This window comes from Streptomyces sp. NPDC002328 (assembly GCF_042890065.1).
In the GTDB taxonomy this organism is placed as follows: domain Bacteria; phylum Actinomycetota; class Actinomycetes; order Streptomycetales; family Streptomycetaceae; genus Streptomyces.
In genome coordinates this window covers 231,438-256,782 of record NZ_JBIARQ010000001.1, presented here as the reverse complement: position 1 = coordinate 256,782, position 25,345 = coordinate 231,438, and the positions used below count along the sequence as shown (strand labels likewise).

20 protein-coding genes and 1 tRNA gene are annotated in these 25,345 nt (G+C 70.5%); 8 read left to right on the top strand and 13 right to left on the bottom strand.

What is annotated here, in order from left to right; all coding sequences use genetic code 11:
- The first annotated feature begins 49 nt into the window (after positions 1-49).
- Together ACFYX4_RS01190 and ACFYX4_RS01185 are read left to right on the top strand one after the other, a co-directional pair.
- Positions 50-1,408, top strand: coding sequence for a pyridoxal phosphate-dependent decarboxylase family protein (locus ACFYX4_RS01190; RefSeq protein WP_389323786.1), 1,359 nt, complete (start codon positions 50-52; stop codon positions 1,406-1,408).
- The gene (locus ACFYX4_RS01185) at positions 1,405-2,868 is read left to right on the top strand and encodes a lysine N(6)-hydroxylase/L-ornithine N(5)-oxygenase family protein (RefSeq protein ID WP_389323783.1); all 1,464 of its coding nucleotides are present in this window, start codon (positions 1,405-1,407) and stop codon (positions 2,866-2,868) included. Before ACFYX4_RS01190 ends, ACFYX4_RS01185 begins: the two co-directional genes overlap by 4 nt.
- Positions 2,869-2,903: 35 nt before the next feature.
- Here the strand turns inward: ACFYX4_RS01185 and ACFYX4_RS01180 are convergent, their stop codons facing one another.
- Positions 2,904-4,718, bottom strand: coding sequence for a bifunctional metallophosphatase/5'-nucleotidase (locus ACFYX4_RS01180; RefSeq protein WP_389323780.1), 1,815 nt, complete (start codon positions 4,716-4,718; stop codon positions 2,904-2,906).
- 209 nt (positions 4,719-4,927) lie between these two features.
- Here ACFYX4_RS01180 and ACFYX4_RS01175 point away from each other — a divergent pair, with 209 nt between their 5' ends.
- Together ACFYX4_RS01175 and pyk are read left to right on the top strand one after the other, a co-directional pair.
- Positions 4,928-5,635, top strand: a complete 708-nt coding sequence (locus ACFYX4_RS01175) for an SIMPL domain-containing protein (RefSeq protein ID WP_389323778.1) — start codon at positions 4,928-4,930, stop codon at positions 5,633-5,635.
- 156 nt (positions 5,636-5,791) lie between these two features.
- Positions 5,792-7,222 (top strand): pyruvate kinase, encoded by a 1,431-nt coding sequence (gene pyk / locus ACFYX4_RS01170; protein ID WP_389323775.1) that lies wholly within the window; start codon positions 5,792-5,794, stop codon positions 7,220-7,222.
- A gap of 7 nt (positions 7,223-7,229) precedes the next feature.
- On the opposite strand, the gene ACFYX4_RS01165 is transcribed toward pyk, so the two are convergent.
- Complete coding sequence (locus ACFYX4_RS01165; RefSeq protein WP_389323772.1) at positions 7,230-7,985, bottom strand: helix-turn-helix domain-containing protein; 756 nt, start codon at positions 7,983-7,985, stop codon at positions 7,230-7,232.
- Positions 7,986-8,091: 106 nt separating this feature from the next.
- A tRNA-Leu gene (locus ACFYX4_RS01160) sits at positions 8,092-8,164 on the bottom strand.
- Positions 8,165-8,265: 101 nt separating this feature from the next.
- On the opposite strand from ACFYX4_RS01160, the gene ACFYX4_RS01155 reads away from it, so the two are divergent.
- Positions 8,266-8,919, top strand: coding sequence for an ANTAR domain-containing response regulator (locus ACFYX4_RS01155; protein ID WP_389323769.1), 654 nt, complete (start codon positions 8,266-8,268; stop codon positions 8,917-8,919).
- 104 nt (positions 8,920-9,023) lie between these two features.
- Here the strand turns inward: ACFYX4_RS01155 and ACFYX4_RS01150 are convergent, their stop codons facing one another.
- The 9 genes from ACFYX4_RS01150 to ACFYX4_RS01110 form a co-directional block, all read right to left on the bottom strand.
- Positions 9,024-9,740, bottom strand: a complete 717-nt coding sequence (locus ACFYX4_RS01150) for an ABC transporter ATP-binding protein (RefSeq protein ID WP_389323766.1) — start codon at positions 9,738-9,740, stop codon at positions 9,024-9,026.
- Positions 9,737-10,648, bottom strand: coding sequence for an ABC transporter ATP-binding protein (locus ACFYX4_RS01145; RefSeq protein ID WP_389323763.1), 912 nt, complete (start codon positions 10,646-10,648; stop codon positions 9,737-9,739). The genes ACFYX4_RS01150 and ACFYX4_RS01145 overlap by 4 nt, the downstream gene beginning before the upstream one ends.
- A gap of 6 nt (positions 10,649-10,654) precedes the next feature.
- The gene (locus ACFYX4_RS01140) at positions 10,655-12,481 is read right to left on the bottom strand and encodes a branched-chain amino acid ABC transporter permease (RefSeq protein ID WP_389323760.1); all 1,827 of its coding nucleotides are present in this window, start codon (positions 12,479-12,481) and stop codon (positions 10,655-10,657) included.
- A gap of 5 nt (positions 12,482-12,486) precedes the next feature.
- Positions 12,487-13,419: a branched-chain amino acid ABC transporter permease gene (locus tag ACFYX4_RS01135; protein ID WP_389323757.1), complete on the bottom strand. Its 933-nt coding sequence runs from the start codon at positions 13,417-13,419 to the stop codon at positions 12,487-12,489.
- 111 nt (positions 13,420-13,530) lie between these two features.
- Positions 13,531-14,760, bottom strand: coding sequence for a branched-chain amino acid ABC transporter substrate-binding protein (locus ACFYX4_RS01130; protein WP_389323754.1), 1,230 nt, complete (start codon positions 14,758-14,760; stop codon positions 13,531-13,533).
- A 290-nt stretch (positions 14,761-15,050) separates the two neighbouring features.
- Complete coding sequence (locus tag ACFYX4_RS01125) at positions 15,051-15,731, bottom strand: Tat pathway signal sequence domain protein (protein ID WP_389323751.1); 681 nt, start codon at positions 15,729-15,731, stop codon at positions 15,051-15,053.
- Entirely contained in the window at positions 15,728-16,120 is a 393-nt protein-coding gene (locus ACFYX4_RS01120) for a hypothetical protein (protein ID WP_389323748.1), read from the bottom strand. The genes ACFYX4_RS01125 and ACFYX4_RS01120 overlap by 4 nt, the downstream gene beginning before the upstream one ends.
- A 99-nt stretch (positions 16,121-16,219) precedes the next feature.
- On the bottom strand, positions 16,220-16,708 hold the full coding sequence (locus tag ACFYX4_RS01115) for a hotdog fold thioesterase (RefSeq protein ID WP_389323745.1): 489 nt from the start codon (positions 16,706-16,708) through the stop codon (positions 16,220-16,222).
- Between the two features lie 66 nt (positions 16,709-16,774).
- Positions 16,775-19,054, bottom strand: a complete 2,280-nt coding sequence (locus tag ACFYX4_RS01110) for an FdhF/YdeP family oxidoreductase (RefSeq protein WP_389323742.1) — start codon at positions 19,052-19,054, stop codon at positions 16,775-16,777.
- Positions 19,055-19,182: 128 nt separating this feature from the next.
- On the opposite strand from ACFYX4_RS01110, the gene polA reads away from it, so the two are divergent.
- Complete coding sequence (gene polA / locus ACFYX4_RS01105; protein ID WP_389323739.1) at positions 19,183-21,909, top strand: DNA polymerase I; 2,727 nt, start codon at positions 19,183-19,185, stop codon at positions 21,907-21,909.
- A 151-nt stretch (positions 21,910-22,060) separates the two neighbouring features.
- On the opposite strand, the gene ACFYX4_RS01100 is transcribed toward polA, so the two are convergent.
- Positions 22,061-22,912: a DUF4184 family protein gene (locus tag ACFYX4_RS01100; RefSeq protein WP_389323736.1), complete on the bottom strand. Its 852-nt coding sequence runs from the start codon at positions 22,910-22,912 to the stop codon at positions 22,061-22,063.
- Between the two features lie 304 nt (positions 22,913-23,216).
- Here ACFYX4_RS01100 and ACFYX4_RS01095 point away from each other — a divergent pair, with 304 nt between their 5' ends.
- Both ACFYX4_RS01095 and ACFYX4_RS01090 read left to right on the top strand, forming a co-directional pair.
- A complete protein-coding gene (locus ACFYX4_RS01095) occupies positions 23,217-25,010 on the top strand; it encodes a lytic transglycosylase domain-containing protein (protein ID WP_389323733.1) in 1,794 nt (597 codons plus the stop codon).
- Positions 25,011-25,190: 180 nt separating this feature from the next.
- Entirely contained in the window at positions 25,191-25,325 is a 135-nt protein-coding gene (locus ACFYX4_RS01090) for an SPW_0924 family protein (protein ID WP_389323730.1), read from the top strand.
- Positions 25,326-25,345 lie beyond the last annotated feature (20 nt).

The window sequence follows — 25,345 nt, the reverse complement described above, 5'->3', positions numbered from 1 at the left end:
CCCGTACAAGCTGGTACCCCGTCTGATCCGCGCCCGCCCGGAGGGCACCATGGGCACCCCGCCGCTCGCCTCAGGCCCCACCGGGAGCCACGCGCTACGACCGCTCCTCGACACCGTCCTCGACGCGCTCGACGCCGGAGCCCGCGCCCGCGGCGGCCCCCTCCCCGCCGGCGGCCCCGCAGCCGTCGCCCGCAGACTCCACGACGCCGTCGGCGACGTCCTCCCCGACCACGGCGACCCCCACGCCCTCGCCACCCTCGTCCACGCCCTCGCCGAAGGCGCAGCCGACCCCGCCCACCCCCTGTGCGCCGCCCACCTGCACTGCCCGCCCCTCGCCGTCGCCACCGCCGCCGACCTCGCCGTCTCCGTCCTCAACCCCTCCCTCGACTCCTGGGACCAGGCCCCGGCCGCCTCCGCCCTCGAAGCCCTCGTCACCCGCACCCTCGCCGACGAAGCCGGAATGACCGACGCCCTCGTCACCACCGGCGGCACCGAGTCCAACCACCTCGCCCTCCTCCTCGCCCGCGAACGCCACGGCCCCCGCCTCCGCCTCGTCCACGGAGCCAACGCCCACCACTCCCTGCCCCGCGCCGCCTGGCTCCTCGGCCTGCCCGAACCCGTCGCCGTCCCCACCCCCGCAGGCCTCCTCGACCCCACGGCCCTCGACGAGACCCTCAGCCGCCTGAGGGGCCCCCTCCTCGTCGCCGCCACCGCCGGCACCACCGACGCGGGACTCATCGACCCCCTCCCCGGCATCGCCGCCCGCTGCCGAGCCCACGACGCCCGACTGCACATCGACGCCGCCTACGGAGGCGGCCTGCTGTTCAGCGACCGCCACCGGCCCAAACTGGCAGGCCTCGACACCGCCCACACCGTCACCCTCGACCTGCACAAACTCGGCTGGCAACCCGTCGCCGCCGGCCTCCTCGCCACCCGCGAACCCGCCGACCTCACCGCCCTCCACCAGAGCGCCGACTACCTCAACGCCGACGACGACACCGACGCCGGCCTCCCCGACCTCCTCGGCCGCTCACCCCGCACCACCCGACGCCCCGACATCCTCAAGATCGCCGTCACCCTCAAAACCCTCGGCCGCGCAGGCCTCGCCGCCCTCGTCGACCAAGTCTGCGACCAGGCCCAGGAGTTCGCCGCCCTCGTCCGCGCCCGCCCCGCCCTCGACCTCTACGACACCCCCACCCTCACCACCGTCCTCTTCCGCCCCAAGGACGCCCCCGACGACACCGTCGCCGCCATCCGCCGCCGCCTCCTCACCGACGGCCGCGCCGTCCTCGGCCGGGCCCGCGCCGACGGCCGGCTCTGGCTCAAGACCACCCTCCTCAACCCCCACACCCGGCCCCACGACCTGGCCGCCCTCCTCACCCTGGTGGAAGGACACACCCCCACATGAACACGCCCCCACCTCACCCGAACACCCCGTCACCCCACCCGAACACCCTGTCACCCACCGACGCCGACACCCCCCGCGACCTCGTCGGCATCGGCGTCGGCCCCTGCAACCTCTCCCTCGCCGCCCTCGCCCACCCCCTCACCGAACTCGACGCCGTCTTCTACGAACAACGCCCCGCCTTCGCCTGGCACCCCGGCCTCCTCCTCGACGGAGCCCGCGTACAAGTCCCCTTCCTCGCCGACCTCGTCACCCTCGCCGACCCCACCAACCCCTGGACCTTCCTCAACTACCTCAGAACCCGCGACCGCCTCTTCCCCTTCTACTTCGCCGAACGCTTCCACATCGAACGCGCCGAATACGACGCCTACTGCCGCTGGGTCGCCGACAGCCTCCCCGCACTCCACTTCCACCACCAGATCGACGCCGTCCGCTGGAACCCCGAACGCGACACCTTCGAAGTCGACTACACCCAACTCGACGCCGACGGAGAAGCCGAAGCCCTCGGCCGCACCCACACCAGGAACATCGTCCTCGGCATCGGCACCGAACCCCACGTCCCCGACCCCCTGCGCCCCCTCGTCGACGCCCCCGGCGTCCCCGTCGTCCACGCCAGCGACTACCTCCGCCACCGCACCGCCCTCCTCACCGCCGACCACGTCACCGTCGTCGGCTCAGGACAGTCCGGAGCCGAGGTCTTCCTCGACCTCCTGCGCCACCGCCCCACCGGCCGCGAACGCCTCCACTGGATCGGCCGCACCGAGGCCTTCGCCCCCATGGAGTACTCCAAACTCGGCCTCGAACACTTCACCCCCGACCACACCCGCTACTTCCACGCCCTCCCCGAAGCCGCCCGCGACCGCCTCCTCGCCGCACAATGGCAACTCCACAAAGGCATCGACGCCACCACCCTCGCCGCCATCCACGACGAGCTCTACCGCCGCACCCTGCACGGCGGCTGGCCCGACGCCGTCCTCACCCCCGGCGTCCGCGTCCGCACCGCCGGACGCATCGCCACCACCAGGATCGAACTCCACCTCGAACACATCCAGCAGAACACCCGAGCACGCCTCACCACCGACGCCGTCGTCCTCGCCACCGGCCACCGCGAACGCCCCCTCGACCGCATCCTCGCCGGCCTCGACCCCTACCTGCGCCGCGACAACGCCGAACGCCCCCGCGTCGACGCCGACTTCCGCCTCGTCCTCGACCCCCGCATCACCGCCGCCGGCTGCCACGTCTACGTCCAGAACGCCGAACGCCACACCCACGGCGTCGGCGCACCCGACCTCGGCCTCGCCGCCTGGCGCAGCGCCACCGTCCTCAACACCCTCACCGGCAAGGAGCACTACCCCCTGCCGCAGCGCACCGCCTTCACCACCTTCGGCCTGGAAGACCACCGGTCCCAGATCCCGCCCACCCGCAGGCCGGCCGAGCTGACCCCCCTGACGGACGGGATCTGACACCCACCGGCTGGAACACCGGTGACACCCACCGGCTAGAACACCGGCACACCGTCGCGCGTCAGCTTCCAGTCCACCGACGCGAACTCGGCCGGGTCGACCGAACCCTTCGCCTTCACCCAGGAGATCATGGTGTTACGGATCTCGTCCGAGTTCGACCACAGCAGCTTCGCCGCCGCCACATGCGGGAAGTTGCCCCCACCGTTCCCCCGGTAGTTGTTCACCGCGAACACGAACCGCGCGTCATCGGCCAGCGGCGCACCACCGAACCGCACGTTCGTCACCCGCGACCCCGCCGCCCTGGCGATGTCGATCTCATACGTCAGACCGCTGACCACGTCGTAGTTGTAGTCCGGCGTCCCGTTCGCGTTCGTCAACTTCGCCGGGTCGATCGCCGCGCCCGCCGCCGTCTGCACGAAATAGTTCGCCGAGTACTCCAGATACGCCTTCATCTGCGCACCCGTCATCAGACGCGCCTCCAGCGTGTTCTCGAACACGTACAGACCCGCCACGTCCCGGATCGTCACCTCGCCCGCCGGGATGACCGCGCTGCGCGAGAACGCCGCCGCCTGCGACAGCACCGGCAGCGCACCGTACTCCGTGCTCGCCAGCGCCTGCTTCACCGTGTCGGCCTGGATGTGGTTGATCAGATCGATGATCGGCACGTCCTTGTACGGAGCCTCCACCGACCGCATCTCCGACGCGTTGGTGCCGATGACCTGGTTGACGTACGCCACGACCTTCTCGTGCTCGTCGCCCAGCAGCCGCACGATCTTCCGGTCCTCCTCCACCGTGTTGGAGTTCAGGACCTTCGCGCCCACCTTCTCGACCGCCCAACGGCGGTCGTCCCACACCAGCTCGAAGTCGAACAGCGTCAGCCGCTGCCCCCACTTCAACGGCTCCGACAGCACCACCTGCTTGCCGGTCTGCTTGTTCGTCACGAAGTACTCGGCGATCTCCGTGTGCGCGTGCCCGACGAGGATCGCGTCGATCCCCGGCACCTGCTCCGCCACCAGACCCGCAGCGTTCTCGATGTACGGCAACTGATCACCGTACGACGACGTCCCCGACGAACCGCTGTGCGCCGACACGATGACGACGTCCGCGCCCATCGACCGCAGCTTCGGCACCCACTTCGCCGCCTGCTCCTCCAGACCCGGGAACGTCATCTTGCCCTGCACGTTCGCCTTGTCCCAGATCGCGATCCCCGGGTTCGTCAGCCCCAGCACCGCCACCTTCACGTCCGGGCCGTGCGGGTTGCGCAGCCGGTGCATGCTGTACGGCGCGAACGCCGGGCGCAGCGTCTTCGCGTCCAGCGCGTTCGCGCCCAGCAACGGGAAATCGCACTGCTTCTCGAACTTGCGCAGCACCGGGATGCCGTAGTTGAACTCGTGGTTGCCGAGCGCCGCCGCGTCGTAGCCGATCGCGTTCATCGCCTGCGCCATCGGGTGCACCGGCCCGCCCTTGGCGGTGATCGGGTCGACCTTCGCGTAGTAGTACGACAGCTGCGTGCCCTGGATCGTGTCGCCCGCGTCGATCAGCAGCGTGTTGCGGCGGCCCTTCTCCTCACGGATCCGGTTCACCAGCGTGGAGATCTTCGCCAGTCCGACGTCGTTGTGCGCCTTGTCGTCGAACTCCTGGTCCGTGAAGTAGTCCCAGTTGAAGACGTTGCCGTGCAGGTCCGTCGTCCCCATCACGGTGAACGCGTACCGCTTCGCCGGCTTCGCGGGCTTCGAGGGCTTCTTCCCCTCCGCCGCCTGGGCCGCCGGAGCCGCGGCGGCCCCCGCGATCGCCACACCCGCTCCCGTCACGGCGGACTTCTTCAAGAACTTCCGGCGGTTCAACGGCATGTCGTGCTCCTCGAAGAACAGTGAATGACGCGCGTAGACAGCGCTCGCGTCGCCCTCACGCAGACCGCACAGACAGCGCTCACTGGCGACGCGCGTAGATTCTGACCTGCGCATGGCGAACCACAACAGGCCCCGGAGGTTTCGAAATGGTGACCTCAGACACCCGAACACACCCCCATAGCCAGGTAAGACCTGCCAGAGTGGGGCGTATGACCACGCCGGCCGCCCCCCACACCCCGCACGGCACCCCCCACGCCCCCCTCCTCCACGTCCGCGGCGAAGCCACCCTCGAAGTCGACCCGGAGATCGCCCGCATCAGCGTCTCCGTCACCGCCCGCGGCCGCGACCGCCACACCGCCCTCGACGACCTCACCCGCCGCAACGCCACCGCCCTCGACCTCGTCAAGTCCTACGGCGACGCCGTCGAACACATCGCCACCGGCGCCCTCTCCATCACCCCGGAACTCGCCCCCCACGGCCGAGGCGAACGCATCCGCACCTACCACGGCCACGTCCACCTCACCGCCGACCTCACCGACTTCACCGCCCTGGGCGAACTCACCACCCGCCTGGCCGACCTCGACCTCACCCGCGTCGACGGCCCCTGGTGGCACCTGCGCCCCGACTCACCCCACCACCGCGACGCCCGCCGCCAAGCCGTCCACGAAGCCGTACGACGAGCACACGAATACGCCGACGCCCTCGGCACCACCGTCGCCGCCCTCATCGAACTCGCCGACACCGGCACCCAGGGCGGCCCCCGCCCCCGATCCGCCTTCGACCGCCGCACGATCCGCATGTCCGCCACCGCCCAGGAAACCGAAACCGCCCCCGAACCACTCGACCTCGAACCCCAGCGCATCCACCTCCAGGCCGAAGTGAGCGCACGATTCACGATGGTCCCCCCACACCTGTGAATTCACCCTTTCGGGGAATTCAAGGAAGCGGAAAACATGCTCATCAGAGCAGCCGCCCGCACAATTCAACCCCAGTCAACCACCCTTCATCCAAAGGTCGTTGACCAGCCACCTGCCGCCAAAGCCCTACCCGGCGGTAAGACATAGGCTCGACACATGCGCCGAGCGAAAATCGTCTGCACCCTGGGCCCCGCCACCGACTCCTACGACCGGATCAAAGCACTGGTCGAAGCCGGAATGGACGTCGCCCGCTTCAACCTCAGCCACGGCGACCACGCCGAACACGAGGAGCGCTACCAACGCGTCCGCAAGGCCTCCGACGAGACCGGCCACAGCGTCGGCCTCCTCGCCGACCTCCAGGGCCCGAAGATCCGCCTCGGCCGCTTCACCGAAGGACCCGTACTCCTCGAACGCGCGGACACCTTCACCATCACCGTCGAAGAAGGCGTCGAAGGCGACCGCCACCGCTGCGGCACCACCTACGCCGGCCTCGCCACCGACGTCACCCCCGGCGAACGCATCCTCATCGACGACGGCAAGGTCACCCTCGAAGTCACCGACGTCGACGGCCCCCGCGTCCACACCCGCGTCCTCGAAGGCGGCGTGATCTCCGACCACAAGGGCCTCAACCTCCCCGGCGTCGCCGTCTCCGTCCCCGCCCTCTCCAAGAAGGACGAGGACGACCTGCGCTGGGCCCTGCGCACCGGCTTCGACGTCATCGCCCTCTCCTTCGTCCGCACCGGCAAGGACATCGCCGACGTCCACCGCATCATGGACGAGGAAGGCCGCCGCCTCCCCGTCATCGCCAAGGTGGAGAAACCCCAGGCCGTCGAGAACATCGACGACATCGTCGCCGCCTTCGACGGCATCATGGTCGCCCGCGGCGACCTCGGCGTCGAGATGCCCCTCGAACAGGTCCCCATCGTCCAGAAACGCGCGATCAAGCTCGCCAAACGCAACGCCAAGCCGGTCATCGTCGCCACCCAGATGCTCGACTCCATGATCGAGAACTCCCGCCCGACCCGCGCCGAGGCCTCCGACGTCGCCAACGCCGTCATCGACGGCACCGACGCGGTGATGCTCTCCGGCGAGACCAGCGTCGGCAAGTACGCCGTGCAGACCGTCCGCACCATGGCGAAGATCGTCACCGCGGCCGAGGAGGACATCCTCGCCAAAGGCCTCCCGCCCCTCACCGAGAACAACAAGCCCCGCACCCAGGGCGGCGCGGTGGCCCGCGCGGCGGCCGAGATCGGCGACTTCCTCAACGCCAAGTTCCTCGTCGCCTTCACCCAGTCGGGCGACACCGCCCGCCGCCTCTCCCGCTACCGCTCACCCATCCCGCTCCTGGCCTTCACCCCGGAACCGGCGACCCGCTCGCAGTTGAGCGTGACGTGGGGCGTGGAGACGTTCCTCGGCCCGACGGCCGACTCCACCGACGCGATGGTCGACCAGGTGGACGAGTTGCTGCTGCGGTACGGCCGCTGCCAGAAGGGCGACGTGGTCGTGATCACTGCGGGGTCCCCGCCGGGGGTGTCCGGCTCGACGAACCTGGTGCGGGTGCATCACATCGGGGAGGACGACAGGTAGGGGCGGGTCAGTACTTGGGGCCCACATAGGCCTCGAACAGGGCGACGGAGGCTTTGCGGGCGACGGAGATGTTGAACGGGTTTCCGTTGCGTGTGCACTGAGTCCACTCGACACCCAGCTTGTCGAGGGTGTCGGTGTAGAGACGGCGGATGTCGTCGGACACGTTGGTGAAGAAGTACCGGGGGTATTCGTAGCGCTTGCGCACGCCCGCGACCATGCGGGTCGTCCAGTTGGTGATACGGCAGCCGTCGGAGTGGATAAGGCCCCGGATGAAGTCCCAGGGGTGGTCGTCGACGATGGCTTGCTGCCAGGGCTCGAGGACGATCGGGCGCTCGTGCTTCTTGCCGGGCCCGTGTTGGGGGAAGAGGAGCGGCCAGTGCCGGGAGTAGGAGGTCACCATGACGCAGCCCTGCTTCTGCAAGGCGTAAACACCGACGGCGGGGCGCACCTTGGTGATCGCCTCGCGGCACTGCTGGAGAAGCCCGGGCCACGCATCAGCGCACGCAATCCGCAGGTGGTAGCCACCCCGCGGGTGTGCGCTGATGCAGCCGTCGCCGAGATAGAGCCCCAACAGGTACGCGTAGGCCGAGTTATCGGCGGGTGGGCCGGGGTCCGGTGGTGCCATCCTGGGCAGCGGCTCCAGGCGATGCCGCCAAGAGCGGATCGCGGCACGGGAGATGCCCGTCTCTCGGCTCACCGAATTCAGGCTGCGACCCTGTGCAACCAGGGCGAGGGCTCGCTTGCGTGTGCTGACGTCGTACATGCGGCCACTTTGGGAGGGAGGCCACGGCGACACGCAGCGAAAAGCGGATGTTCACGAGAACGTGAACATCCGCTTCTTAGTGGCAACCTTCAATTCGAAGGAATAGTGCCCCGAGTCGGATTCGAACCGACGCTGTATGGGTTTTGAATCCATGGCCTCTACCGCTGGGCTACCGGGGCCCCTTCAATATGAAGGTCAGCAGTCACCCGCCGTGCCCCCACCTTACCGCAGCTAGGTACGCTCTTGTCAGCAGTACCCCTGCCCTGAACGAGGAGCCCCCGTGACCGCCCCCGAGTCGCCCCAGCCCGTAGACGCGCCCGACGACGACAAGTCGCACGTGCCTCCGCTGACGACCCGTGTCGTCATCGCCGAGGACGAGGCCCTGATCCGGCTCGATCTCAAAGAGATGCTGGAGGAGGAGGGCTACAGCCTCGTCGGTGAGGCCGGTGACGGTGAGCAGGCGATCGAGCTGGCCCGCGAGCACCAGCCGGACCTGGTGATCCTCGATGTGAAGATGCCCAAGATGGACGGCATCTCGGCCGCCGAGAAGATCGCGGAGGAGCGCATCGCGCCGGTGCTGATGCTGACCGCGTTCTCGCAGCGCGACCTCGTGGAGCGTGCGCGGGACGCCGGTGCGATGGCCTACCTGGTGAAGCCGTTCAGCAAGAGCGACGTCGTGCCGGCGATCGAGATGGCGGTGTCGCGGTTCACGGAGCTGCGGGAGCTGGAGAACGAGATCGCGGATCTCACCCAGCGGCTGGAGACGCGCAAGCTGGTGGACCGTGCGAAGTCGATTCTTCAGACGGAGTACGGGTTGACGGAGCCGGCGGCGTTCCGGTGGATCCAGAAGACGTCGATGGATCGGCGGATGTCGATGCAGCAGGTGGCGGAGGCGGTCATCCAGGACGCGGACGAGAAGAAGTCCAAGGGCTGAGCGCCCAGGTAGGTCTGGTACGACGGCGAGGCCCGCACCCCGGAGAAGTGGGGTGCGGGCCTCGCCGTTCTGCGACCGTGGGCCGTCGGCTCGGTCCGGTCGGCTCAGTCCTCGCCGAGGTACGCCTTGCGGACGGACTCGTCGTGGAGGAGGTGCTGCCCGGTGCCGGACAGGACGATCTTGCCGATCTCCATCACGTGGCCGTGGTCGGCCAGGGAGAGCGCGGCCTGGGCGTTCTGTTCGACGAGGAGGATCGTCGTTCCCTGGGACTTGAGTTCGGCGATGGTGGCCATGATCTTCTGCATCATGATGGGGGAGAGGCCCATGGAGGGCTCGTCCAGCATGAGCAGTTTGGGCTGGGACATCAGGGCGCGGCCCATGGCGAGCATCTGCTGTTCGCCGCCGGAGAGGGTGCCGGCCGCCTGCTTCCTGCGTTCGCCCAGGATGGGGAAGAGGTCGTAGGCGCGCTGGATGTCCTTCTCGATGCCCGGTTTGTCGTTGCGGAGGAAGGCGCCGAGGCGCAGGTTGTCCTCGATCGTCATGCGGGGGAAGATGTGCCGCCCCTCGGGGGAGTGGGCGAGTCCCAGCGAGACGATGTTGTGGGCGGGGATCTTCTTCAGCGACTTGCCGTTGAACTTGATCTGGCCGCCGACGGGCTTGAGCAGGCCGGAGAGGGTGCGCAGGGTGGTGGTCTTGCCGGCGCCGTTGGTGCCGATGAGGGTGACGACCTCGCCGGCGTCGACCTTGAAGGAGATGCCCTTGACGGCTTCGATCTTGCCGTAGGCGACCCGGAGGTCCTCGACTTCGAGCAGTGCGGTCATCGGTCGTTCTCCTTGCCGGGCGCGGCGTCCGTCGTGGGCTCGGCGTTGGCCTCGGCGGCCTCGACCTCCGCGACCTCGTCCTTGCCGGGTGCGTCCTCGTAGGGCTCGCCCAGGTAGGCGGCGACGACGCGTTCGTCGCCCTGGACGGTGGCGCTGTCGCCTTCGACGAGCTTTTCGCCCTGGACGAGGACGGCGACGCGGTCGCAGAGGTTGAAGATGAACCGCATGTCGTGCTCGATGACGAGGACGGCGATGCCCTTGTCGCGGATGGCGAAGACCAACTCTTCGGTGGTCCGCGTCTCTTGGGGGTTCATGCCGGCGGTGGGCTCGTCGAGGAGGAGGAGTCCGGGTTCGCTGGCGAGGGCGCGGGCGATCTCGAGCTTGCGCTGTTCGCCGTAGGGGAGGTTGCGGGCGAGGTGTTCGGCTTTGGCTTCGAGGCCGACGAACTCGAGGAGTTCCATGGCGCGTTCGCGGGAGGCGGCTTCGGCCTTGTGGAAGCCGGGGCCGCGCAGCAGGGCGGACCAGAGGCCTTCCTTGGTGCGGGTGTGGCGGCCGACGAGCACGTTCTCCAGGACGGTCATGTTGGCGAAGAGCCGGATGTTCTGGAAGGTGCGGGCGATGCCGGCGGCGGTGACCTTGAACGACTTGGGGGGCAGGACCTGGCCCTTGTACCGGACTTCGCCCTCGGTGGGGATGTAGAGGCCGGTGAGGCAGTTGAAGAAGGTGGTCTTGCCGGCGCCGTTGGGGCCGATGAGTCCGACGATCTCGCCGCTGTTGACGGTGAGGTCGACGTTGCGGACGGCGGTGAGGCCGCCGAAGCGCATGGTGACGCCGCGGGCGTCGAGGACGGTCTCGCCGGGGGCGGTGGCGCCCGGGGCGGTGTCCTTGGTGGTGGTGTCGGTAGTCATGGTGTGTCAGGCCCCTGCCTTGCTGAGGACTGCGGGCGCTTCGGCCTCTTCGTGGAATTCGAGCTGGCGTCGCCGGTTCGGGATGAGGCCTTCCGGGCGGAAGCGCATCAGCAGCACGAGTGCGAGCCCGAAGGCGAGGAGTTGGTAGTCGCCGAGGAACTGGAGCTTGGCGGGGATGAGGTAGAGCAGAGCGGCGCCCACGAGCGGGCCGCTGATGGTACCCATGCCGCCGAGGACGACCGCTGCCAGGAGGAACGCCGAGTTCGGCGGGACCACGTGGGCGAACTGGTACTGCTCGGGGGTCACCGTGTAGGTGACGTGTGCCTGGACGGTGCCGGCGAGGCCGGCGAGGGCGGCGCCGAGGGCGAAGGCGATGAGCTTGACGCGGAAGCCGTTGATGCCCATGGCGAGTGCGGCGGTCTCGTCCTCGCGGATGGCGATCCAGGCGCGGCCGATGCGGGAGTCGCTGCTGCGCCGGAAGACGATGACGACGACCAGCGTGATGAGCAGCATCAGCAGGAAGTAGTTGGCGAAGCGGGCGATGGTGAAGCCGAGGAAGGTGTGTTCCTCGCCGAAGTCGAACCCGAGGATGTTGAGGTTCGGGACCGAGGAGATGCCGTTGGAGCCGTTGGTGATGTCGGGTCCGGAGGTGCCGTCCATGTTGAGGACGGTGATGCGGAAGATCTCACCGAAGCCGAGCGTCACGATGGCGAGGTAGTCGCCGCGCAGTCGCAGGGTGGGGGCGCCGATGATGACGCCGAAGATCATGGCGACGACGGCGCCGAGGAGGGCGGAGGCCCAGAACGGCAGGTGGATGTCGAAGGGGGAGGAGGGGGAGCCGGAGACCATGGCCGCGGTGTAGGCGCCGACGCCGAGGAAGGCGACGTAGCCGAGGTCGAGGAGGCCGGCGAGGCCGACGACGATGTTCAGGCCGAGGGCGACGGTGGCGAAGATGAGGATGTAGACGCCGATGGTCGCGTACTGGTCGTCGGACTGGGTGAAGGGGAAGGCGGCGGCTGCGACGAACGCGCCGATCATCGTCACGTTGCGGTGCTTGGCGGTGAGTGCGGAGACTCGGGAGGCGAGGCCTGCCTTGGCGGCGGCGCCGAAGCCGAAGCCGGCGGTGATGAGGAAGCCGATGAACTGCTCGTCGTATTCGGTGCCGATGCCGTAGGTGAAGACGATCAGGCCGAGGGCGAGGCTCGCGACGATGATCAGGATTTCGGCGTAGGCGGGCAGCTTGCGGGCGGGGGTGACGGGACCGGTGGCGACGGCGGCCTTGATGACGGTCAGGTTGTTGCGCCTGTTGTGGCGGTACTGCTCCCAGGCGCTGTCCTCGGGGTCGGCCGGGTCGGTGGCCGGTCGTTCGAAGGGCAGGGCGAGGGCGCCGAGCAGGGCGACGAGGGTGGTCACCGCCGCGATCCAGCCGCCGGGCTCGAGGTTGACGAGGCCGCCGAGCTTGGAGCTGATGGCGAGGATGGTGTACCAGGCGGTGGCGAAGGCGCCGAGCGCGGCGAGTTTGAGCGCGCTGTCGGCGTTGCCGGGGACGAGCCAGCGCAGGCCCTTGACGCCGTAGGAGGCGAGGCCGAGGAGCGTGGTGAGCGCGCCGCCTATGAGGACGAGGACCTGGAGGCCGCCGGGGTAGCCGTAGACGGTGAGGTCGCCGGGGAAGGCGGAGGTCCAGGTCCAGGCGAGGAAGGTGGAGACGATGGTGAGGACGCCGCCGCCGGTGGCGAGGGCGCGGCCGATGTGCGGCGGGATGGCCACCAGGCTGTGGGTGGCGGCGCCCGTGGTGTGGTCGGGCGTCTGGGTCGCGGTGGTCTGTGTGGTCATCGGTGTCACGCCCTGTCCGCCACGCGCTCGCCGAGCAGGCCCTGTGGCCGGAACAGCAGCACGAGGATGAGGAGTACGAACGCCCATACGTTGGCCCAGGACTGGCTGCCGAACTGTTCCATGCCGGGGATGTCGGAGATGTAGGCCGTGGACAGTGCTTCGGCGACGCCGAGGACGAGTCCGCCGAGCATGGCGCCGTAGATGTTGCCGATGCCGCCGAGGACGGCCGCGGTGAAGGCCTTGAGGCCGAGGATGAAGCCCATGCGGAACTGGACTTCGCCGTACTTGAGGCCGTAGGCGACGGCTCCGACGGCGGCGAAGGCGGCGCCGAGGGCGAAGGCGACCACGATGATGCGGTCGGTGTTGATGCCCATGAGCTTGGCGGTGTCCGGGTCCTGCGCGGTGGCCTGCATGCCGCGGCCGGTGCGGGTCTTCATGACGAAGTAGGCGAGGATCGCCATGCTGATCGGCGCGGCGGTCAGCAGGAAGACGTCGCCGGTCTGGATGGTGACGCTGCCGATCTCGAAGGGGCCGCCTTCGATCTGCGGGAAGGTGATCGCGGACCGGGCGTCCGGGTACCAGGCCCACACCGCTTGCTGGAGGGCGAGCGAGAGGCCGATGGCCGTGATGAGGGGGGCCAGGCGCGGCGCTGTGCGCAGCGGACGGTAGGCGAACCGTTCCGCTCCTACGGCGACGAGGACGGCGACGAGGATGCCGCCGACGAGCATGAGGGGGAGTGCCACCCACATCGACGTGCCGTCGGGCAGCACGTAGAGGTACATGGTGAGGGCGCCGAAGCCGCCCACCATGAAGATCTCGCCGTGGGCGAAGTTGATGAGCTGGACAATGCCATAGACCATTGTGTAGCCGATGGCGACCAGCCCGTACATGGATCCCAGTAGCAGGCCGTTGACCAGCTGCTGCGGCAGTTCGTTCACCGCATGTCCTCCGAGACTTCGGATAGTCGAGGGATGTGACCGGATGCGAGTCCGCGCGGGGCGCCAGTGGTGCGGCGCCCCGCGCGGCTCATGGAATGGTGCGGGTGTGGGTCAGCCGGTGTAGGTGCCGGACTTCACGGCCTTCCACGCGCCGTTCTCGACGGCGTAGACGGTGAGCTGCTTGTTGGTCGCGTCGCCGTACTCGTCGAAGGAGACCTTGCCGGTCACGCCGTCGAAGGAGACACCCTGCATGGCTTCGGTGACCTTGGCGCGGGCGTCGTCGGGGAGCTTGCCGTCGTTGGCCTCGACGACCTTCTTCACGGCCTCGATGATCGCCCAGGCGGAGTCGTAGGAGTAGCCGCCGTAGGCCTCGTAGGCCTCCTTGTAGCCGGCGGTCTTGTAGTTGGAGACGAACTCCTTGGCGGAGGGGAGCTCTTCGACCGGTGCGCCGACGGAGGTGGCGAGGTCGCCGGTGCCGCTGGCGCCGGCCAGCTTGATGAAGTCGGCGCTGTAGATGCCGTCACCGCCGACCAGCGGGACCTTGGCGCCGGCGGCCTTGATCTGCTTGCTGAGCGGGCCGGCCTGCGGGTATTCGCCGCCGTAGTAGACGACGTCGGCGCCGGCGGTCTTCACCTTGGTGGCGACGGCGGAGAAGTCCTTGGTGTCGGGGTCGATGTGCTCGGTGCCCACGACGGTGCCGCCGAGCTTCTTGAACTCCGCGGTGAAGGTAGCGGCCAGGCCGGCGCCGTAGGTCTTCTTGTCGTCGATGACGAAGACCTTCTTCTTCTTGGCGTCGTTGAAGACGTACTGGGCGGCGAACGGGCCCTGGATGGCGTCCGTGGTCGCGGTGCGGAAGTACGACTTGTAGGTGCGCTTCTTGCTGGTGGCCCAGTCGGTGCCCTGGGTGAGCGCCGGGTTGGTGTTGGCCGGCGAGACCTGGACGAGCTTGGCGTCGTCGAAGACCTTCTGCATCGACTCGGCGACGGAGGAGTTCAGCGGGCCGACGACTCCGAGGACTTCCTTGTCGGCGACGAACTTGGTGGCGTTCTGCTGGCCCGAGGAGGGCTGCGCCTGGTCGTCGAGGGCTTCGACCTTGAAGGTCACGCCGGCGACGGTCTTCTCCTTGTTGGCCGTCTTGGCGGCGAGGTCGACGGAGTTCTTGATGCCGAGGCCCAGCGCGGACAGGTCGCCGGTCAGCGGGGCGTCGACGCCGATGACGACGGTGGTGCCGCCGCCTTCGGCGTCGGAGCCGCCGTCGTCGCCGCGGGAGCCGCAGGCGGTGAGGGTGAGTGCTCCCGCCGCCAGCGCGGCGGTGATGGCGAAGAACGAACGTTGACGCACGATCCGGGTCCTTTCCCTGGCGCGGCCCTCCCCCCTGGAAGAGGCCGAGTCGAGCGCTGGGCCGAAGAGACCTTTTCGACCGCGCGGTGACTGGGCGTGACTCTAAGCGGGTGGAGGGAACGTGGAGGAGGGTCTGACGAAGGCTGTGACGCTCTTGTTATGACACGAGGTAATGCAGAGCGGTACTGAGGGGGTGGAAGAGAGGAATTCGGACTGATTCGCCCTGTCCGCATAGTGAGAAATCGCAGGACGCGCCCTGGGGAGTTCAGGCGTCTCGGGCGTTTTGGTGATTACTCGAAATCGTTGCTACAGGCGACTTGTAGGGCCTGGGAGAGGTCCTGCGCATAGCGGGGGCCGAGGATGTAGCTGTGGTCTTGTATTGCGCGCGTATTACGCAGAGTTACGTCAAGGAATGGGAGGTCGGCGTTCCATGGCACTTTTCCGCATTCGGTCACCTGCATCGTGATGACGATCTTGCGGGCGGAGCCCGGCGCGGTGCGGAAGGGCGGGCGCGGGGACGAGGTCAGCGAGAGCCCGGCGTAGGGCTGCCCCACGCGGGTCGTGGTGACCGGCGGGCCGGAGGCCACGCTCAGCAGCACCTCGAAGGCGAAGGACCGGGAGCGGGCGGCGGGCTGCCGCGCGGCGCGGACGCCGACGTAGCTGATCTCCACCACCTGTGACGGGAACGGCGGTGCCGTGGCGGGCGGTTCGGGGTCGTCGGGGCGGGTCGCGTAGAGCAGGCCGGCGCCGGCGAGGAGGGCCCCGGCGGCCAGGGACGCGAGGACGGCCCGCCGCCGGGCGGCGGACAGCCGGGCCGACGGGTGGGGCGGGGGTGGGGGAGGGCCGACGGGGGTCTCGTCGGCGGCCTCCCGCACGCGCGTGCCCTCCCGCGCGTGTGTGCCCTCCCGCGCGTGTGTGCTCTCCCACGCGTGCGTGCCCTCGCCCGGCTCGACGGGGCCGACGCCGCTCACTGCCAGGGGCCCTTGCCGGGCCCGCCCGAGCGGTACCACCGCACGCAGCCCGCGCGTGCCTGACGGTCGATCAACTCGTCGGCGGCCGCGGCCCCTTGCCGTCCGCGCTCGGCGCGCGCCGCGTCCACGACCGTGCGCAGGATCTCGTACTGCCCGTTGGACAGCCCCATCGACTGGTAGTCGCCGTACGTCCCGCTGTCCAGCACCTCGCGCGACCAGTGGGCGACGAGGCGGGCGCACAGCGCCTCCGGCGGGGTCGCGGACGCCGACGGCGTGCTCCTCGCCACCGCGTCCCCCGGGCCGCCGCAGCCGATCGCCGACACGCCCGCCGCGACCACCAGGCCGAGCAGACGCGCCGCCCTCGCCGAGAGTGCCCCTCCCGTTGCCATGCCCCGACGCTAGGCGGCCCCGGCGGTACGGGGCAACGCCCTGCGCGGGCCCGGCTCGCCCCGTGGCGCTGAGCGCGCCGCAGGGCGGCCCGCCGTGCGTCAGCCCGTCGCACCCACCCGTGCCGCGTCCGCCGGGCCCACGTCGCGCAGCAGGCAGGTCAGACGGGCCGTGCACACCCGGCGGCCCTCCTCGTCGCTGATCACGATCTCGTACGTCGCCGTCGACCGGCCCCGGTGGACCGGCGTGGCCACGCCGGTGACCAGGCCGGAGCGGGCCCCGCGGTGGTGGGTGCAGTTGAGGTCGACGCCGACGGCGATCTTGGAGCTGCCGCCGTGCAGCATCGAGCCGACCGAGCCGAGGGTCTCGGCGAGGACCGCGGACGCGCCGCCGTGCAGCAGCCCGTACGGCTGGGTGTTGCCCTCCACCGGCATCGTGCCCACGACCCGGTCCGCGGAGGCCTCGACGATCTGCACGCCCATGCGTGTGCCCAGGTGCCCGGCGGAGAACAGCGCCACCAGGTCGACGCCGAGCGCCGCGTACTCGTCGAGGACCGCTTGCGGGAACTTCACATGCTGCTGCTCGCCCATCGGGACCCTGCTCCGTTCGTCGTGACCGGTGCGGCGGCACCGCCGCCGCACTGGCTGAGCAAACGCTCAGTCGGTCGCCGATTGTTCCAGACGGACGACGACGGACTTGCTGGCCGGGGTGTTGCTGGTGTCCGCCGTGGAGTCCAGCGGCACCAGGACGTTCGTCTCCGGGTAGTACGCCGCCGCGCACCCGCGCGACGTCGGGTACACCACGACGCGGAAACCGGGCGCGCGCCGCTCCGTGCCGTCCCGCCACTCGCTCACCAGGTCGACGTACGAGCCGTCGGCCACGCCGAGCTCCCGCGCGTCGCCGGCGTTGACGAGGACCACGCGGCGGCCGTTGCGGATGCCCCGGTAGCGGTCGTCGAGGCCGTAGATCGTGGTGTTGTACTGGTCGTGCGAGCGCAGCGTCTGGAGCAGCAGGCGGCCCGCGGGCACCTTCGGGTACTCGACGGGCGCGGCCGTGAAGTTGGCCTTGCCGGTGACCGTGGGGAAGCGGCGCTCGTCACGCGGGGCGTGCGGAAGGACGAAGCCGCCGGGACGCGCCGCGCGCGCGTTGAAGTCCTCGAAGCCGGGGATCACGCGCGCGATGCGGTCGCGGATCGTCCCGTAGTCCTTATCGAACTCCTCCCACGGCACCACGCTGTCCGCGCCGAGCACCCGGCGCGCGAGCCGGCACACGATCGCCGGCTCGGACAGCAGTTGCGCGCTCGCCGGCTCCAGCCGGCCCCGGGAGGCGTGCACCATGCCCATGGAGTCCTCCACGGTCACGAACTGCTCGCCGCCGCCCTGCACATCGCGCTCGGTGCGCCCGAGGGTGGGCAGGATCAGCGCACGCGCGCCCGTGACGACGTGCGAGCGGTTGAGCTTCGTCGACACGTGCACGGTCAGCCGCGCGCGCCGCATGGCCGCCTCGGTGACGTCCGTGTCGGGGGAGGCCGACACGAAGTTGCCGCCCATCGCGAAGAACACCTTCGCCTCGCCGTCGCGCAGCGCGCGGATCGCCCGGACGACGTCGAGGCCGTGCGCGCGCGGGGGCGCGAAGCCGAACTCCTTCTCCAGGGCGTCCAGGAACGCCGGCGCCGGGCGTTCGAAGATGCCCATGGTGCGGTCGCCCTGCACGTTCGAATGGCCGCGCACCGGGCACACGCCCGCGCCCGGCCGGCCGATGTTGCCGCGCAGCAGCAGGAAGTTGACCACCTCGCGGATGGTCGGCACGGAGTGCTTGTGCTGGGTCAGGCCCATCGCCCAGCACACGATGGTGCGTTCGGAGGCCAGGACCATCTCCAGCGTCCGCTCGATGTCCGCGCGCGTGAGGCCCGTCGCGGCGAGTGTCTCGTCCCAGTCGGCGGCGCGGGCGGTCTTCGCGAACTCCTCGAAGCCGTGGGTGTGCTCCCGGATGAACGTGTCGTCGAGAGCGCCCTCCGCCTCCAGGATCAGCTTGTTCAGGAGGCGGAAGAGTGCCTGGTCGCCGCCGATGCGGATCTGGAGGAACAGGTCGTTGAGCGCGGCGCCCGCGGTCAGCCCCTTGGGGGTCTGCGGGTTCTTGAAGCGCTCCATGCCCGCCTCGGGCAGCGGATTGACGCTGATCACCTTCGCGCCGTTCGCCTTCGCCCGCTCCAGCGCGGTGAGCATGCGCGGATGGTTCGTCCCCGGGTTCTGCCCGGCCACGATGATCAGATCGGCCTGGTAGAGGTCCTCCAGCAGGACGCTGCCCTTGCCGATGCCGATCGTCTCCGACAGGGCCGAGCCGGACGACTCGTGGCACATGTTCGAGCAGTCCGGCAGGTTGTTCGTGCCCAGCTCGCGCGCGAAGAGCTGGTACAGGAACGCGGCCTCGTTGCTGGTGCGCCCGGAGGTGTAGAAGACGGCCTGGTCGGGGGAGACGAGGGCGCGCATCTCCTCCGCGACGATGTCGAAGGCGCGCTCCCAGGAGACCGGCTCGTAGCGCTCGCCCCCCTCCGGCAGGTACATGGGGTGCGTCAGCCGCCCCTGCTGGCCCAGCCAGTAGCCGCTGCGGCCGGCCAGGTCGGCCACCGGGTGCGCGGCGAAGAACTCCGGGGTGACCCGGCGCAGCGTCGCCTCCTCGGCGACCGCCTTCGCGCCGTTCTCGCAGAACTCCGCGGTGTGCCGGTGCTCCGGCTCCGGCCAGGCGCAGCCCGGGCAGTCGAAGCCGTCCTTCTGGTTGACGCGCAGCAGCGTCAGCGCGGTGCGCTTCACGCCCATCTGCTGCTGGGCGATCCGCAGCGAGTGTCCGATCGCGGGCAGGCCCGCCGCCGCGTGCTTCGGCTCGGCGACCTGGGGCGCGTCCTGGACCGGATCGGCCTTGGGCGGCTTCGTTGCCATCGCGGCGCTCTCCTTCGCTGACACGGGTGACCTCTGTCTCCGATCCTCCCACGCGGCGCCGACATCGAGGGAGGGCCGGGAACCGGGGGCGGGACCGAGTGTCAGTGGGTCGTGGCAGGATCGGGGGCGTGGCAGAGACAGCATCGAAGAAGACCGAGACCACCCCCGGCGGCGACCGGCCCCGCCTGATGCTCATGGACGGGCACTCACTGGCCTACCGCGCGTTCTTCGCGCTGCCCGCGGAGAACTTCACCACCGCGACGGGCCAGCCGACGAACGCGATCTACGGCTTCGCGTCGATGCTGGCGAACACCCTGCGTGACGAGGCGCCCACGCACTTCGCGGTCGCCTTCGACGTGTCCCGCAAGACATGGCGCTCCGAGGAGTTCACCGAGTACAAGGCGAACCGCTCCAAGACGCCGGACGAGTTCAAGGGCCAGGTCGAGCTGATCGGCGAGCTGCTCGACGCGATGCACGTCTCGCGGTTCGCGGTCGACGGCTTCGAGGCCGACGACGTCATCGCCACGCTCGCCACCCGCGCCGAGGCCGAGGGCTTCGAGGTGCTCATCGTCACCGGGGACCGTGACTCCTTTCAGCTGGTCAGCGAGCACACCACGGTGCTCTACCCGACGAAGGGCGTCTCCGAGCTGACGAGGTTCACCCCGGAGAAGGTCGTCGAGAAGTACGGGCTGACGCCCGCCCAGTACCCGGACTTCGCGGCCCTGCGCGGCGACCCGTCCGACAACCTGCCCGGCATCCCCGGCGTCGGCGAGAAGACGGCCGCCAAGTGGATCAACCAGTTCGGTTCGTTCGCGGAGCTGGTCGAGCGCGTCGACGAGGTCAAGGGCAAGGCCGGGCAGAACCTCCGCGACCACCTCGAGGCCGTCAAGCTCAACCGCCGCCTCACCGAGCTGGAGCGGAACGTGGAGCTGCCCAAGCAGGTCGCCGACCTCGAACGGGCGCCGTACGACCGCAAGACCGTCGCCATGGTCCTGGACACCCTGGAGATCAGGAACCCCTCGCTGCGCGAGCGGCTCCTCGCCGTCGACCCGGGCGGCCAGGAGGCCGAGGCGAGCCCGGTCGTCGCCGCGGGCGTCGAGCTGGACGGCACGGTCCTCGGCTCCGGCGAGCTGACCGGCTGGCTCGACGAGCACGGCGGCGGTCCCCTCGGCGTCGCCACCGTGGACACGTGGGCGCTGGGGGCCGGCTCGGTCGCCGAGGTCGCCCTCGCCGCGGCCGGCGGAGCCGCCGCCTGGTTCGACCCGTCCGAGCTGGACGAGGCCGACGAGAACGCGTGGGCGGCCTGGCTGGCCGCCGAGGACCGCCCCAAGGTCCTGCACGACGCCAAGGGCGCGATGCGGGTCTTCGCCGAGCACGGCTGGAGCGTCGCCGGCGTCTCCATGGACACCGCCCTCGCCGCCTACCTGGTCAAGCCGGGCCGCCGCTCCTTCGACCTGGACGCGCTGTCCCTGGAGTACCTGCACCGGGAGCTGGCCCCCGCGGCCACCGCCGACGGGCAGCTCGCCTTCGGCGCGGACGACAGTGCCGAGGCCGAGGCGCTGATGGTGCAGGCCCGCGCGATCCTCGACCTCGGGGAGGCGTTCCAGGGCCGGCTGGAGGAGGTCGGCGCCGCCGACCTGCTGGGCGACATGGAGCTGCCCACCTCCGCCCTCCTCGCCCGCATGGAGCGGCACGGCATCGCCGCCGACCGGGCCCACCTGGAGGCCATGGAGCAGATGTTCGCGGGCGCCGTCCAGCAGGCGGTGAAGGAGGCGCACGCGGCCGCCGGGCACGAGTTCAACCTGGGCTCGCCCAAGCAGCTCCAGGAGGTCCTCTTCGGCGAGCTGGCGCTGCCCAAGACCAAGAAGACCAAGACCGGCTACACCACGGACGCCGACGCGCTGGCCTGGCTGGCGACGCAGACCGAGAACGAACTGCCGGTCATCATGCTCCGCCACCGCGAGCAGGCGAAGCTCCGCGTCACCGTCGAGGGCCTGATCAAGACGATCGCCGCCGACGGCCGCATCCACACCACCTTCAACCAGACCGTCGCCGCGACCGGCCGCCTGTCGTCCACGGACCCCAACCTCCAGAACATCCCCGTCCGCACCGACGAGGGCCGCGCGATCCGCCGCGGCTTCGTCGTGGGCGAGGGCTTCGAGTCCCTGATGACGGCCGACTACAGCCAGATCGAGCTGCGCGTGATGGCCCATCTCTCCGAGGACGAGGGCCTGATCCAGGCGTTCACCTCCGGCGAGGACCTCCACACCACCGCGGCCTCCCAGGTCTTCGCCGTCGAGCACTCGGCGGTCGACGCGGAGATGCGCCGCAAGATCAAGGCGATGTCGTACGGGCTGGCCTACGGGCTGTCGGCGTTCGGGCTGTCCCAGCAGCTGAACATCGAGGCGGCGGAGGCCCGCGCCCTGATGGACGCGTACTTCGAGCGCTTCGGCGGCGTACGGGACTACCTGCGCCGGGCGGTCGACGAAGCCCGCGCCACCGGCTACACGGCGACCCTCTTCGGCCGCCGCCGCTACCTACCCGACCTCAACAGCGACAACCGCCAGCGCCGCGAGGCGGCCGAGCGGATGGCTCTCAACGCCCCCATCCAGGGCACGGCGGCGGACATCGTCAAGATCGCCATGCTGAAGGTGGACGGAGCGCTGCGCGAGGCCGGCTTCCACTCCCGGATGCTGCTCCAGGTCCACGACGAAATCGTCCTGGAGATCGCCCCCGGCGAGCGGGCGGCCGTGGAGGAACTGGTCCGCCGCGAGATGGCCGACGCGGTCCAGCTCCGCGCTCCCCTGGACGTCTCGGTCGGCTCGGGCCCGGACTGGGAGTCGGCGGCGCACTGACCGCCGGGGCCGCGGCAGACGCGGCGATCGGCCGGCCGGGGGGTGAGCGCCTCCCGGCCGGCCGCCGGCGCGCTCCGCCGCCCCGGGGCCTCCCGGTGAGCCCGGGTGAGCCCGGTGAGCCCCGCTGAACGCCGACCGCGCCGCGCCCCGCTCAGTGAACGCCGACCCCGTCCCGCCGTTCCGCCGTCTCCCGGGACGCCGGACGCCACAGGCGCACCGCCGTGGCGTACAGCAGCAGGCCGAGCACCAGGCCCGCGCCCGCGCCGAAGCACACCGTCGGGACCAGTTCGTACGGCTTGGCCCGCGGGCCCCAGTACTCCCACCAGCGCGTCGCCCGCTGCACCGCGGCGACCAGCGCGCAGCCGCCGATCACCGCGCCGGCCCACCACCGGTCCCGCGCGGACAGCGCCGGCACGCCGGCCGGCTCGGCTGCGGGCCGGGCGGCGGGCGTCCTGCGCAGGGCGGTCACGAGGAACAGGGCGATCACCACCGCGGCGACCGCCGAACCGCCGTACTGGAGGTACCAGTACAGCGGCCAGCCGGCCACCGTCTCGCCCAGCACGGGGAACAGCCGCATGCCCCACCGGTCGAGGTGCGTGAACGCGTCCCACACCACGTGCGTGAGCGAACCGAGCACCGCCGACGCGTACCACCGCAGAACGACGGACACGTCGACCCGCGCGCGCGGCGCTCCGCAGCGCGTCAGGGCGGCGACGCGGCCCTGACGGGACCGGGGCAGCAGCGCCACCAGCGGCTCGCGCACCAGCAGCCACAGCCCCACCAGCGCCCAGGCGACCGCCACGTCGACGGTGAACACGCCGGGCAAGGAGTGCGTGACGTCGCCGAACCGCATGGCGTCGTCCAGGACGCTCGCCGCGTAGTAGGTCATGTCGGGGGCGAAGGAGCCCGCCACGAGGACGGCCGGCACCAGCGGGCCGCGCCCGGTCCCGTCGGTGCGCACGACGGGCAGCACGGCGGCCGCATGACTCAACGTGAACGGCAACCCGGCTCCCCGTGACGGTCGCTGCCGGACCGGCCGGCCGGAAGTACGACGACCCGACCAGTATGCGTGACGCGTCCGACAGCCCCCGCGGACGTGAGCACTCGGTGAATGGAGGGTTCGAACGGGTGCCGGTGCAAAAGAAGTTGTCGTAGGGTCGCCTGGTCGCAGTGCAAGCCGTCCGCGGGGGGCAACCTTTTCGGAGGATTGATCGTCCCATCAGGACGAGCGGAATCAGGCCGTCCCACCAGGACGGCCGCAGCAGACGAAGACGGGCGCTCGAGTGTCCACGGGAGGGGTTCACTTCATGTCGGCGCATATCGGCAGGAGGCTGCGCAAGGGGGCGGTCAACACCACGGTGGCCGCGTTGGCGGTCGCCGCACTGGCCGCGTCCCAGGCACCGGACGTCACGGCCGACACCCCGGGCGGACGGACCGCCGCCGACGCCCCGTCAGGAGACTCCGCGGGCACCGAGGACAGCGCCACCGGCAACTCGCCGTACTACACGGACCTGCCGCCGCTCAACAGCCCCGTTCCCTCGCCCACCCAGAGCACCGGCACCACGCCGACCGGGACCGGCAGCAGCGAGGCGGGCATCCCCGCCACCGTCCTGGACGCCTACAAGAAGGCCGCGGACGCCCTCAACGCGTCCAAGCCGGGCTGCAACCTCCCCTGGCAACTCCTCGCCGCCATCGGCAAGGTGGAGTCCGGTCAGGCCCGCGGCGGCCAGGTCGGCGCCGACGGCACCACCACCTCGCCCATCCTCGGCCCGGTCCTCAACGGCGTCGGCTTCGCCAACATCAGCGACACCGACGGCGGCGCCTACGACGGCGACTCCACCTACGACCGCGCCGTGGGCCCCATGCAGTTCATCCCGTCCACCTGGGAGTGGGCGGGCCGCGACGGCAACGGCGACGGCAAGAAGGACCCCAACAACATCTACGACGCCGCGCTCGCCGCCGGGCACTACCTGTGCCGCTACAGCTGGGACATGGCCACCACGTCCGGCCTGCGCAAGGCGATCCTCAGCTACAACAAATCGACGGACTACTACAACACCGTCGTGTCGTGGCTGGAGTACTACCGCCAGGGCACCCACGAGATCCCGGACGGCACCGGCTCCCTCCCGGGCAACCGCAGCGACAACGGCACCGGCCCGACCACCTCCCCGTCGACCTCGCCCACCACGCCGGCGACGACGCCCCCGGCGAGCCCCAAGCCGCCCACCAAGCCCGGCGGCGGCACGACGACGCCGCCCGCCACGCCGCCCGCTCCGCCCGCCCCCTCGACGCCGACCGACACCGTCGACCACCTGGAGGCCGCGGGCACGACCAAGCTCACCGCCACCGCGGGCGGTGGGTTCGGCGACAAGATCAGCGCGCGGGCCGAGACCAAGGCCGGCAAGGCCGTCGGCAAGGTCAGGATCCGCTTCACCATCACCGGCGGCACCGACGCCACCTTCACCGGCGGCGAGAGCGTCGCCAGCGTCATGACCGACAGCGCGGGCGTCGCCACCGCCCCCGCCCTCAAGGCGGGCGAGAAGACCGGCACGTTCACCGTCCGCGCCACCGTCGTGGGCCGCACGGTCCCCGCCCTGGAGTACACGGCCACCGTCTCCGCCCGCTCCGCCGACGCCCTGACCCGCACCAGCACGAACGCGCTGACCTGCGTCGTGGGCGGCGAGTTCGCGGATCAGGTCGAGGTGAAGGCCACGTACAAGGGCGCGGCGGCGGGCAAGGTCGCGGCCACCGCCGCGGTCGTCGCGGCGGACGGCACCTCGGCCGGCGGCAAGGGCCCCTACTTCAAGGACGCCGCCGGCAACGCCGTCCGCAGCCTGACGGACCTCCAGACCGACGCCGACGGCTTGCTGAAGCTGCCGAAGCTCTACGCGGACGACGCCGCGGGCACGTTCCTGCTGCGCGTCACCACCACGGGCGGCGCCACCCTCACCGTCGAACTCACCGTGACGGCGCCCGCGCCGACCACGCCGGAGCCGACCACACCCGACCCGACCACGCCCGACCCGACCGACGGCTCCTCGACGGAACCCTCCGACGACACCTCGGCGACCCCCTCCGAGTCGGCCTCGGCCGGCTCCTGACCCACCGTCGGCGCGACGCGGTCCGCGTCCGCACGGCACCGCCCCCGGCACGACGACGGCGCCCCCTCCACGCGAGCGGGGCGCCGTCGTCGTGTGCGACGTGTTCTCATCTCGGCCGCCCGTTGCTACGGTGCGCGACCTGACGCACCATCAGTTCCGCTGCCGCTCCGGGAGGCCCGCATGCGCGCTCTGATCGCCGCCGCGACCGGCCTCGCCGCCGCGCTCGCCCTGGTCCTCGCCCTCACCGGTGTGGGAACCCCGGCCGGCCGGACCTCTCCCGAACCGCTGCTCACGACGGTGCCCGCACACCCCTGACCGCCCGGGAGGGAGCCCGA